Source organism: Streptomyces sp. NPDC051173 (assembly GCF_040689515.1).
Taxonomy (GTDB): domain Bacteria; phylum Actinomycetota; class Actinomycetes; order Streptomycetales; family Streptomycetaceae; genus Streptomyces.
Genome location: NZ_JBFBBD010000009.1, coordinates 91145 through 102827, shown reverse-complemented (window position 1 = coordinate 102827; position 11683 = coordinate 91145). Strand labels below are relative to the sequence as shown.

Sequence of the window (11683 nt, the reverse complement as noted above, 5' to 3'; positions counted from 1 at the left end):
GGACGAGGAGGAACGTGGGGCATGGTCATCGTCAATGAGTGGCACATGGCGGGCAACATCGCGGCCGGTCTGGGCTTCGGTGCGATCATCGGGCTGGAGCGCCAGTGGCGGGCGCGCATGGCCGGACTGCGGACGAACGCGCTCGTCGCGGCGGGCTCCGCCCTCTTCGTCCTGCTGTCGCAGTACGGATTCTCGGCGGCGACGAGTACCACCGGTTACGACGGCTCACGGGTCGCCGCCCAGATCGTCTCCGGCATCGGCTTCCTGGGCGCCGGCGTCATCATGCGCGACGGGCTGAGCGTCCGCGGCCTCAACACGGCGGCCACACTGTGGTGTTCGGCCGCGGTCGGCGCCCTCGCCGGGACCGGTCTCTACGTGGTCGCCGCGCTCGGCACCGTCGGCGTGGTCGGTGCGAACACCCTGCTGCGGCCGCTGGCCCGCGGCCTCGACCGGGGCTCGCACGGCGCCGAGGTGGCCACCGACTACCACTTCGAGGTCGTCTGCACCGAACCCGAGGAGGCCCACATCCGCACCCTCGTCGTGCAGGCCGTCACCCGTCCCGGCTTCCAGCTGCGTTCGGTCTACAGCAGTGACGCCGAGACGGGCGGCAAGGTCATGGTCGCGGCCGACCTCACCACCGAGCGCCGCGACGACAGCCTGCTCGAAGAGGCCGTCAGCAGGCTCTCGTTGGAACCCGCGGTCTCGGCCGTGCGCTGGACGGTCCTGCACGGGCCGGACGACACGGACGACGACTACCCGACGGAGACCCGGGGGCGGCGCCGGGTGCGGGACTTCTTCACGGGGCGGTGAGCGGCGGGTGCTGCGGCGGGGGAGGGGAGGCCGCGGGGCCGGGGTAGACGCGTTCGAGGGCGTGCCAGCCCGTGTCGTGGGCGCGCACGGCCTCCTCGGCGCGCCCGCCGCCGCGCAGGCCGAACAGCCGCTTGGCGAAGAGGAGGTAGATCACGACCGCGAGGTTGATGACCAGGGTGAGGACCTTGGTCGCGCTGATGCGCCCGGTGAGTTCGTAGACCTCGGGCACGAGCAGCACCGTGGTCGCCACGAACGTGAGGTACTCCGCCCAGCGCCGGGCCCGCCACAGGCCGATCGCCTCGACGCCTTCGAGGACGGCGTACGCCGCGATCACCAGGCCGATGATCCGCAGCGTGGAGGTGTGCGCGCGGAACGCCTTGTCGAGCTCGCCGAGCAGACCGTGTCCGGACCGGCCGCTGGGCCCGCCCACGCCGTTCTGCAGGGCGTCCACGACGCGGTAGAACGGGTCCTTGAGCCGGGCGCGCTCCCCGGCGAAGAGGAACACGGCGACCGCCAGCACGGCGAGCACCACGAAGTGCACCATCCGGTCGACGGCGATCAGCCGGAGGACGTACCGGTCACGCAACGGCCGCCCCCGCAAAGGCAGTTCGATCGCACCCCGGTCCGGGGGCGTCCGACTGCCGGGACGCTCGGGCGGCGGGTGCGGCAGCCAGGCATCGCACCGCAGACAACGATGCCACCGCACCCCGTCCACCCCCTCCCGCACGAACAGCCCGTCCTCGGCCCGCACCCGCGCGGCGTCGACCCCTTCCAGCCGGTGCCCGTGCAGCCCGCACTCGATGAGCTCGTACCACAACTTCCGCTTCCGCTTCCGCACCCCGGGGGCATGCACCGTCTCGGGCTTCTCTGCCACTGCTCCTCCTCGGTACAGCGCTCATGCCGTAGGTGATGCGGACCAGGGTAGGGGGGAAGGGGGCGCGGCCCAGGAGGAAATCTTTTCGGAGCCGCCGCTTTCGCATGGCTGACCTGCGTAAATCAGGTACTTGGAGAGTTGCTCCGGTCTGCGTGATCTGCCTTGTCGGCTCGCTCGTCGCACTACCCGTTTGTGCGGTCGATCCTCCCGGATTCTCTCCGCCGGGGTCGGGCACGGGGGCGACCGGTGAGCACGGGGCCAGCAAGCTGCCCCGGGTGGTCGGCTGAGACGTGGGTGGTCGGCCGAGAGCCGAACGGGACCGGCTGCGCCCGGTACGGCAGCAGAGCCCCCGATACGGCGGCAGGGGCTCGGACCGCGCGTCGCGGTCCGAGCCCCTGCCCCGTGCGGTGCTGCCCTGCGCGGCGGCGGTGTGTCAGCTCTGTGCGGTGTCGTTGTTCGCCTGCGCGGCGGCCTCAGCTGCGCGTGCCTTCTCGCGCATCTTGCGTACCAGCTCGGCCTTCTGGGCGGCGGCACCCTGGCGGTCGAGGTTGCGGTGCGGACCGTTGTTCTGCCGTTCGGCGCGGGACAGCTTCTTGCGGTGGCCGCCGCCCTGGCCCACGGGGTTGTTGATGTTCTTGCTGTCGGTCACGGGTTCTCCCGGTGATGATGTGCAGTGGTCTACGGATTCATCGGTGGGGGACGGGCGCGGCGACGTCGAAGGACGTCAGCAGGGGCCCGTCACGCTCTCACTCGTAAATCGGCGTCTGGAAGAACATGACAAAGACGTTACCCGGTTCCGTCGGCCCCGCGCGCCAAGGTTTTCGCCGCCCCGGCGTCGGCCGGGCTTCCGGCGAGCGCCCGGGGCCGGCTCGGCTACGACTGGGGCCTGCGCGGTGGATGATCTGGCCGGCGTGATCGGCGCTGGGCTCTTGCGCCCAGCTGCCCGGGACAACCTTTTTAGCCATGGGGTCGGACATCGGTCGTCTACGCTCAAGATCCACGGCCATTGGACAACTGCCGACTTGTAGCCGTCCAGCGGGACAGCAAGGGCCTGGTGCCACCCGTTTTCGTTACTCTCCGCAGACGCGTGCTGCTGAAGGTGGTCGGCGGCGCGGGAGCGTCACCCTCAAGGCGCGGGGGAGTGCCGTGCGGGGGCGGGCTGCGCGTTCTTCCCAGATTCTCCCCACTTGGGGCGGAGGGGTGGTCGCCGCTGGTCAGAAGCTCGATCCTGGCGTCGGTGCAAACCGTGCAAAGTGTTGCAGTCTGGGCAGGAATGGTGCTCGGCTTCGTAGACTGAGGCCGCATGGACGAATTGGATTCTCCTCCTCAGCTCGTACTGTCGCGATGGCTCCCCGGCAGCTTCTCGACCCACCGTCCACTCCAGCGGACGTCAGTGCCCCCTATGCGTGCGCCGTCATTCGGGGGCGGGCATCTCGGCTGCGAAGGAGCGTCCCACCCCAGGCTGCTTCATTTGCGGAGCGGGGCACAACGGAGGGTCGCTGACGTGATGCAATCTGCCATTGAGGCAGCCACACCCGACGTCCTCTTGGCGGCTGCCGCAGCAGGCGAGCTATGTGGCTTCGGGGAGGCTGTGATGAGCCGTGCAGGTCAAGCTGGTGAGGTCGGCAGCGTGTTCCGATGCGCCGTCGCCACCCACCTCGCTGTGCATGGGCTGCGTGGTCGCTCGAAGCACTCCTCCAGGCTGGTGCGGGCCGCCAGCACGTCGAAGTTGTTGGTGATCACGGGGCCGACCAAGTTCCCGGCGTCGTGGAGTTCTTTCAGCGCGCACATGGCGGGTGTCGGCTCGGCCAGGAAGCACGCCTTGAACATCTCGGTGAACTCGGCCGTCTTCTCCTCCGGCTCGGTGAGCACTTCGTGCAGAAGCGGGTCGGAGGTGGGGGAGAGGGTGAAGCGGTGTTCCCGCGGGTCGTCACCCTGGCGGTCGGTGACCCGGTAGATCTCGTGGAGACGGTGCAGGGGCGGGATACCGGCCTCCACGGAGGTGCCGCAGCCGATCTCGACCTGGAAGGGCAGATGATCGGCGAGGACGGACAGGTCCGGGACGAGGGTGGGCGTGCCGCGCTGGCCCTTGACCCGGATGCCGGAGGCCAGTACGTCCCAGGGCCGTTGCCGAACGGCCGGTGGCGGGGCGTATTGGGCGGAAGTGATCTGGACGTCGAGGCTGCGGTAGTTGTGCGGGAGCTTGCGGCGGGCCACGGAGTCCTGGGGGTGCAGTGCGTACGCCGTGACCTTGCACTTGAGGTCACGGCGCATCCACAAGGCTCCGCCGGGGGTGTGCTTCCATCCCCCGACCGCGAGCGCGGCCCTCACTGCGTCCTCGTGGGTGGTGATCTCGCCGGCGGGCGCGGTCACGGAGTGGTACAGGTACAGGTCGGTCAGGCCGATCGCCGGGGCGGCCGTGGTCGGTACCAGGCCGTAGCGGTAGTGGTAGTGGATGAGGCGGCGGCGGGCGTCGTCGCCCCCGCTCCAGCCCGACTGGCCGGCGGTGGCCTCCTCCTGGGTGCGGCGCCAGATGCCCTCCTCGATGTAGCGGGGACGGTCGGCGTCGCCGAAGTAGGTGTTCCACACCTGCTGTTGCGACGGGGTGAGCTGGTCGATGACGATGTACGGGATCTCCATGGGGTCCCTTCCCTGGTGATGATCCGCCCACAGCGGTGGGCGGCTGATCGGATGCCGTACGACATGTGCCAGGTCGAGCGCCGTTCCGCCCGGCGGAACGGATTGTGCTGCGGAGCAGGCCCGCCGTAGCTCGGGCGGTCCCTCACCGCACCTCGTCCAGGGCGGTGTCCGGTGCTCCGGCTCTCGGGGGCAGGCCCCAGGCCGCGGGGCCGGGGCCTCTATGGGTCCGGCTCGGCGGTGTCCGGCACGGAGATGGCCGCGGGCCGCTCGGCGGAGAGGAGATCGGCAGTCTGGCCGCGCAGGATCCACGCGGGCCCGGTGAGGCCGAGCAGGGACAGGACGGTCAGGGCGATGCCGCCGGAGTCGCGGTGGACCGGGTTGTTCCGTCCGTGGTCTGGCGCGTGGCGCCGTCCCTGGGGCATCACGGCGCCCCGCCGTGGGAGCGCTCGTGGCCGGCGAGTACGCGTCCGGTCTGGGCGTGCAGGCGCTGCAGTTCGGCCAGCGTGAGGATCAACGCTGCCTCGCTGCTGCCGCCATCCTCGTGGTGCACGACGATGGCCACCGACCCCTGCTCGGCACGCGGGTCGTAGACCGCGTCTGTGACGAGCAGGGTCGCGTGTGTCGGCCTGGAGGGCACCGGCTCCAACGTGCCGGCGTCGGCCGGCGCGGACCATTCCGGGCCGCCGCCCGGCGGGCGAAGGTGGTACGTCGCGGCACTTTCGCCGGGAAGGGCGACGACGATGCCGACGCGACCGTCCTTGGCGGTGTCGGCGGCGAGGTCGCCGAGCTGCGGAAGAAACGGGGCCGTTGTTCCTAACTCGGCTCCCTGTGAAGGCAGATGGGGAGTTGGTCGTCCGCTCATGCCCCTGACGCTAGGAACGGGTCAGGGGCCGAATATGAGCCCGAGGAATACGACCTTCATCCGCCCAGGTGGAAGCGGTCGGACATGTGCCGCAACTTCTCGCGTGTGACTGCTCGTTCGGCGTAGACGATGCTGCGAAGGGTGGAGCGGGCGATGGGGTGGTTACGGATGAGCTGGGGTGCGATTCGCTCCGCCCTTTCCAGTTCGCCCAGTGCCTTGTCGCGGTTCCCGTCCCATAGCCAGGCTCGCGCGAGGTCCATGTGGTGGTGTCCCTGACGTGAATTGGGCATGGAAGCGACCAGCTCCGGGCTGGTGCGGTGGTCTATCGTCAGGGCCTTCCGCTGTTGTCCCATCTCCAGAGCCACGCTGATGGCGTGGATCTGGACGTTGCCGGGCGAGAACGTCAGCGAGTGCCTGTCGTACACCGGGGGCCCGGCGTACTCGCCCATGCGGTCGGCCGCCGCCCTGGCGAGATTGATGCGGTCTTCCGTCTCCGCTGCCCGGCCGCCTCGTGCTGCGGAGACCGCAGCACGGAGCTGGAGCGTGCCCCATGCCCGCAGGGCCAACGGCTCGCCACGTTCGTAGTCCTGCTGAAGAGTGCTGATGGCCTTGTCGGACAGGGCGATGGCGTCTTCCCAGTCCGCGCCTGCCCACATGTCCCAGACCCGCATCCAGTCGGCGACCGCGGGCAGTACAGGGTCGCCGGACAGCCGTGCGGACCAGGCGGTTCGCTCGCAGGCCATGGCGACCAGCTCGGGGTGGCCCAGAGCGTGGGCGGCCGTGTGCGCGAACTTGCAGCACACCGCGTAGATCGCGTAAGCCTCTTCCCGCTCGTGGCCTGCGACTTGCCCAGAGCGGCGGCAAGGTCGGCCTGCGGCATGCCCAGGCGGAGACGGGCACGACGGGCTCGGCGGCCGATCTCCTCGGCTTCCTCCAGCATCAGCGCACCCCCGACCCGCTGATGGGCCGGCTTGGCTCAGTCGTTCGGCAGGGCATGGTGCCTCCGTCCGTTCAGGTGTCTCCATCAGAACGGTACCTATGCCGGTGTCGCGGTCGTGCAGGCTTGGATGACTCGTGCTCGGTCGCCGGGGGCTCGGCCGTTCCCGTGCCTCGCGGTGCCGTCCTCGTGAACCGGGGCCAGCCCTCGTCGCTACAACCAGTCCCGCCGCTTGAAGATGACGTACAAGCTCACGCAGACCACGGCCATCAGCAGGATCGCGAATGGATACCCGCCCGCCCAGTGCAGCTCCGGCATGTTGTCGAAGTTCATGCCGTAGATCGTTCCCACCAGCGTGGGGGCGAACAAGATGGCCGCCCACGACGAGATCTTCTTGATCTCCTCGTTCTGCTCGAACCCCGCCTCCGCCAAGGCCCGCATTTCCGCGTTCTGTTGCTGGGTGACGAGGGTGGCGTTGACGGCGAGGATGTCGGCGAGGGCGGAGCGGAAGCCGTCCACGCGCTCGCTGGTGTGGGTGACGTGGTCGGCGACGTCGCGGAGGTAGCGCTGGAGTTCGTCGTCGGTGCCGTATTTCGCGAAGCCCGCCATGAGGTTGTGCAGCATGCCCACCAGGGGGCGGGTCGCGCGCTGGAACTCCACCATTTCGCGGGCGAGTTCGTAGATGCGCCGGGAGACCTCGGGGTCGCCGCTGAAGACCTCGGTCTCGATCTCGTCGATGTCGTTCTGCACGCCGGACACCACGGGGGCGTAGCCGTCGACGACCGCGTCGAGGATCGCGTAGAGGACGGCCTCGGGGCCCAGGGCCAGCAGTTCCGGGGTGGCCTCCATGCGGCGGCGCACCGCGGAGAGGTCGGGGGCCGCGCCGTGCCGGACGGTGATCACGAAGTCGGGGCCGACGAAGAGGTGGAGCTCGCCGAAGTCGACCTCCTCGGGGGCGTCCAGATAGCGGGCGGCCCGCAGTACCACGAAGAGGGTGTCGCCGTAGCGCTCCAGCTTGGGGCGTTGGTGGGCCTCCAGCGCGTCTTCGACGGCCAGCTGGTGGAGGTCGAACTCCTCGGCCAGTGAGAGGAGTTCGTCCTCCGAAGGCCGGTGCAGCCCGATCCAGGCCATCCCCTGCGGCTGCTCGCGCAGCTGCCGGTAGGTGTCGGCCAGCGAGGCGGGCGTGGCGACGCGGTGGCCGTCGCGGTAGACGGCGGCGTGGACCACGCTCGAGTCACCCTCGTAGGCGGGTGGGTCGGCGGGAGTCTCCGCCGCCGGGCGCCCCGGCCCGTGCGTACGGGACCCCGTGGGCCGCAGCCAGGAGTGCTTCCTCGGCACGGGCCGCTCGCGGCGCGGAGGGTTCTCGGGCATGGGGCGCGCTCCCTCTCGCTCGTCCTCGTCTTTGAACCGCGCATCAGAATATACGGGCCGGTTCGCCGCGCTTTGCGGCGGCTTGTCGCCGGGGCGCGGAGGCTGATTCCGGGCGGTGCCCCGAGGAATCCGGGCCGGGCTGTCACAGTTGCCCGCCCCGCTGCGTCGGTCTCGGTGAGCGAGAGACGGCGGCAGCTGAGGGGAACGGATTCGGATGACGGAACAGCGAGAAGCGCGGCGCAGCCCCTGGCTGATGCTGACGGTCCTCTGCGTGGGTCAGTTCATGACGCTGCTCGACACCACGATCGTCAATATCGCGATCCCGGACATGGTCGACGGCCTGCGTGCCTCCCTGGACCAGGTCCTGTGGTTCGTCAACGCCTACATGATCGTCTTCGCGGCGCTCCAGATGCTGGCCGGCCGGCTCGGCGACCGCTACGGCCCCCAGCGGATGTTCGCCGCCGGACTGGTGGTCTTCACCGCCGCCTCCGCCGCCTGCGGCATGGCGCAGTCGCCCACCCAGATGATCGTCACGCGGGTGATCCAGGGCATCGGCGCGGCCGTCATGATGCCCCAGACCCTGACCCTGCTCACGGCGGTGTTCCCGGCGGAGCGGCGCGGCGCGGCCTTCGGCATCTGGTCGGCCGTCGCGGGCCTGGCGGCGGTCGCGGGTCCCACGCTCGGCGGGGTCCTGGTGGACGGGCTGGGCTGGCGCTGGATCTTCTACATCAACGTCCCGCTCGGCGTGCTGGCGGTGCTCGCCACCTTTGTGTTCGTACCCGATATCCGCCTGGGCCGGAAGGCGCGGCTGGACGTGCCCGGGGTGCTGCTCTCGACAGCGGGTCTGTTCCTGATCTCGTTCGCCCTCATCGAGGGCCAGCGCTACGACTGGGGGACGATCACCTCCTTCATCGGTATCCCCCTGCTGGGCGCCGTCGGGGTGCTGCTGCTGGTGCTCTTCGTCCTGCTCCAGCGGAGCGGCCAGGCGAGGCAGCCGCTGCTGCCCTTCGCGCTCTTCCGGATCCGGACGTCCGCCGTCTCCGGAGTGCTGGGGGCGGCCCTCATGTTCGGTTCCGTGGGCGTGCTGCTCCCGCTGACCATCTATGTGCAGTCCGCGCTCGGGCTGTCGGCCGTCCAGGCCGGCCTCGCCATCGCCCCGGCCCCGCTGGTGACCCTGTTCGTGGCCCCGCTGACCGGGAAGCTGCTGGCGAGGTTCGGCGGCCGGGTCCTCGTCTGCCTCGGCTTCCTGGCCTTCGCCGCGGGCATCGCCTTGATGGCGGCGCTCGCCGGACCGGACTCCAGCCGCTGGGTGCTGCTGCCGGGGCTGCTGGTCTTCGGCGTGGGCATGGGCCTGGCGTTCGGCCCGGTGAGCACCCTGGCCGTACGGAACGTGCCGCCCGCGCTGCTCGGCGCCGCCTCCGGCGTGTTCACGACGCTCCGTCAGGTCGGCACGGTACTCGGCGCGGCGGTGATCGGCGCGATGCTCCAGGCGCGGCTGGCCCACGAGCTGGTCAGCGAGTCGGCCCGCAGGGCGGCCGAACTCCCGGCGCAGCTCCGGCCGGGGTTCGAGGAGGGCTTCCACCAGGCCGCCGACAAGGGCATCGAGGTCGGGACGCGCGGCACCGACTCGATGCAGGGGCTGCTCACCGACGTACCGGAACGGCTGCGCGGCCAGGTGGGCGGCCTCGCCGGCGAGGTCTTCGGCCACAGCCTGACCAGCGCCGTCCAGGCGGGCCTGCTGCTCGCGGCCGGGGTCCTCGCGGCGGCGGCCCTGCTCGCCCTGCTGCTGCCCGGCCGTGACCTCGCCGCCGGAGGCGGGGGCACCGCCGCACCGGAGACGGCCTCGCTGGAGCAGCCCGTCGAGGGCTGACGCGGCTCGCAGGACCCAGGACCACATCACCCGGCGACCGCCGGGCGACGATCACCCATGACGTCACAGAGAGGCAGGACCGTGAGCGACACGACACTCGTCCAGCGCTACATCAGGGCACTCGGGGAGCAGGACTGGGACACCCTCACCGAGCTCTACGACGACGACGTCGTCTTCTACACCCCCCTCAAGTGGGGCATCAAGGGCGTCCCCTTCATCGTGCAGTTCTGCAAGGCGGTGCACCTGGGCTTTCCCGGCGTACGCGTGGCGCTGCACGACGAGTTCTACGACGCCGACGGCACCCGAGCGGCCTTCCGGTTCGTCATGCACTGGCACAACACCGGCCCGTTCCTGGGACACGAGCCCACCGGTGAGCGCGGCACGAGCGTCGAGGCGCACACCGTGCGGATCCGGGACGGCCGGATCACCGAACAGGTGGTGGCCGTCGGCTCGTTGCACCTGCCGCACATCGAACTGGTCCGCTGGGCGATGGATTTCCCCCGCGACACGGTCGACCCGTCCTCCGAGATCCTGTCCGCACCCACCGGGAAGTGAAACCGACAGATGGCTGACAGCGCCTTCCGCGAGCCGCGCGCCACCGAGATCCCCTTCGCCGTCAGGCCGCCCGAGACCGTCGCGGCGCGACTGCGCGACCGTGGCTGGTGGCGCGACCGGTCGATCGTCCACGACCTGCTGAACGCGGCGGTGGACCGCCCCGACGCCCCGGCGTTCGTCGCCCACCGGGCCGAGGAGAACCGTACGGACACCCTGACCTACTCCGAACTCGCCCGGCACACCGAGCGGTTCACCCAGGCCCTCGCCACCCTCGGGGTCCGCCGCGGCGACCGCGTGGCCTTCCAGCTGCCCGCCTGGTGGGAAGCCGCGGCGCTCACGCTCGCCTGCGCCTGGACCGGAGCCGTGGCCGTCCCGCTCCTGCCCACCCTCCGCAGCCGGGAGCTGGAGCGCATGCTCCAGATGACCGGGGCGGCCGTCTGCGTGGTGCCGGACACCTGGGGCGGCCACGACTACGCCGCCGCGCTGGAGCGGGTGGCCGGCCGGCTCCCCGCCCTCCGGCACCGGGTCGTGTACGGCGACAAGATCCCCGACGGCGCCCTGGACTTCGCCACCTACTTCCTCCGGACCACCTACCGGAAGCCGCTGCCGGACATCCCCTCCGGCCGCGACCTCGACGCCGTCACTCTGGTGATGTTCACCTCCGGCACCACCGGGGAGCGGAAAGCCGTCCTGCACACCGAGAACACCCTCTACGCCGGAACGGCCGCCGCCGCCGGAGTCCTCGAACGCGGCTGGGACGACGGCGAGGTGTTCTGCTCGCCCCATCCCATCTCGGGCCTCGCCGGTCTCCTCTACTGCCTGTGGGGGCCGATCCTGGCGCGGGGCACCGGTGTCTGCACCGACAGCTGGGACCCCGGCCGGCAGCTCGATGTCATGGCGGCCTCCGGGACCACACAGATCTTCGCCGCGCCGCCGTTCGCCGCGCAGCTCGCCGAGGCGCAGCGGAAGACGCCGCGCTCCCTGCCCGCCCTGCGCTTCCTCATGTGCGGCGGTGGGCCCGTCCTGCCGAAACTCGTCTCCGACGTCACCGCCGCGTTCGCCGCGCCCGTCCGCACCTGCTGGGGCATGACCGAGCTGGGCATGGGCATCCGCACCCGCGAGGACGACCCCGAGGACTGGGCGGCGCACAGCGACGGCCGCCCGCTGCCCGGCCTGGAGACCTCCCTGCGCGAGGTTCCCGGTGCCGACGGCCTCCGCAGGCTGTGGGTCCGCGGGCCCTCGGTCTGCGTGGCCGTCTGGGCGCCCGGCGTCGACGGCGGGGCCGCCGCCCCGACCTGGGACCGCGACGACGGGTGGATGGACACCGGCGACCTCGTGCGCGACGACGGCGCGGGCGGGATCCGCTTCGCGGGCCGGGCCGACCGCCGGGTCGGCGGCCCGTACATGATCCCCGTCGCGGACGTGGAGAACGAGATCCTGCACCATCCCGGCGTCGCCGAGGCCGTCCTCATCGGCTACGCGGACGAGGACGGCCAGGAACACGCCTGCGCCGTGCTCGCCCCCGCCGACGACCACGCACCGGGCCTGGACGAGATCCGCGGCTTCCTCACCGAACGCGGCATGACGCAGTGGTATCTCCCCGAGCGGGTGCTGGAGGTGCCCGAACTGCCCAAGAACGAGAACGGGAAGATCCTCGTGGACAAGCTGCGCCTCCTGCTGTCGTGACCCGAGCAGCTCCGCCCCACGCGCCGCGCCCGGGTCCCTCCCGCACCGGTAAAATCACTCATGCGTACGGGAGTTGCC

10 protein-coding genes and 1 pseudogene are annotated in these 11683 nt (G+C 70.9%); 4 read left to right on the top strand and 7 right to left on the bottom strand.

Translation table 11 applies throughout. The features are described 5' to 3' along the window. Window positions 1–21: 21 nt before the first annotated feature. Window positions 22–810, top strand: coding sequence for an MgtC/SapB family protein (locus AB0435_RS08585; RefSeq protein WP_366004030.1), 789 nt, complete (start codon window positions 22–24; stop codon window positions 808–810). On the opposite strand, the gene AB0435_RS08580 is transcribed toward AB0435_RS08585, so the two are convergent. From AB0435_RS08580 to AB0435_RS08550, 7 genes and pseudogenes are all read right to left on the bottom strand, one after another. After that, on the bottom strand, window positions 797–1684 hold the full coding sequence (locus AB0435_RS08580) for a DUF2127 domain-containing protein (protein ID WP_366426509.1): 888 nt from the start codon (window positions 1682–1684) through the stop codon (window positions 797–799). The genes AB0435_RS08585 and AB0435_RS08580 overlap by 14 nt on opposite strands. Before the next feature lie 433 nt (window positions 1685–2117). Further along, window positions 2118–2333 carry a DUF6243 family protein gene (locus AB0435_RS08575; RefSeq protein ID WP_366004028.1) on the bottom strand — a complete coding sequence of 72 codons (216 nt, stop codon included), beginning with the start codon at window positions 2331–2333 and terminating at the stop codon, window positions 2118–2120. Between the two features lie 959 nt (window positions 2334–3292). Then, the gene (locus AB0435_RS08570) at window positions 3293–4324 is read right to left on the bottom strand and encodes a hypothetical protein (protein ID WP_366426508.1); all 1032 of its coding nucleotides are present in this window, start codon (window positions 4322–4324) and stop codon (window positions 3293–3295) included. Window positions 4325–4542: 218 nt separating this feature from the next. Next, window positions 4543–4746 carry a hypothetical protein gene (locus tag AB0435_RS08565; RefSeq protein WP_366004026.1) on the bottom strand — a complete coding sequence of 68 codons (204 nt, stop codon included), beginning with the start codon at window positions 4744–4746 and terminating at the stop codon, window positions 4543–4545. Further along, window positions 4746–5186 (bottom strand): hypothetical protein, encoded by a 441-nt coding sequence (locus AB0435_RS08560; RefSeq protein ID WP_366004025.1) that lies wholly within the window; start codon window positions 5184–5186, stop codon window positions 4746–4748. Before AB0435_RS08560 ends, AB0435_RS08565 begins: the two co-directional genes overlap by 1 nt. A gap of 56 nt (window positions 5187–5242) precedes the next feature. Continuing rightward, a pseudogene (locus AB0435_RS08555) lies at window positions 5243–6126 on the bottom strand (hypothetical protein). A gap of 210 nt (window positions 6127–6336) precedes the next feature. After that, a complete protein-coding gene (locus tag AB0435_RS08550) occupies window positions 6337–7494 on the bottom strand; it encodes a magnesium and cobalt transport protein CorA (protein WP_366004024.1) in 1158 nt (385 codons plus the stop codon). Between the two features lie 214 nt (window positions 7495–7708). Between AB0435_RS08550 and AB0435_RS08545 the strand changes: the two genes are divergently transcribed. The 3 genes from AB0435_RS08545 to AB0435_RS08535 all read left to right on the top strand — a co-directional run bounded on the left by AB0435_RS08545 (window position 7709) and on the right by AB0435_RS08535 (window position 11605). Next, window positions 7709–9364, top strand: coding sequence for an MFS transporter (locus AB0435_RS08545; RefSeq protein WP_366426507.1), 1656 nt, complete (start codon window positions 7709–7711; stop codon window positions 9362–9364). An 81-nt stretch (window positions 9365–9445) separates the two neighbouring features. Beyond that, a complete protein-coding gene (locus tag AB0435_RS08540; RefSeq protein ID WP_366004022.1) occupies window positions 9446–9919 on the top strand; it encodes a nuclear transport factor 2 family protein in 474 nt (157 codons plus the stop codon). Window positions 9920–9928: 9 nt separating this feature from the next. Beyond that, the gene (locus AB0435_RS08535) at window positions 9929–11605 is read left to right on the top strand and encodes an AMP-binding protein (protein WP_366426506.1); all 1677 of its coding nucleotides are present in this window, start codon (window positions 9929–9931) and stop codon (window positions 11603–11605) included. The last annotated feature ends 78 nt before the right edge of the window (window positions 11606–11683 follow it).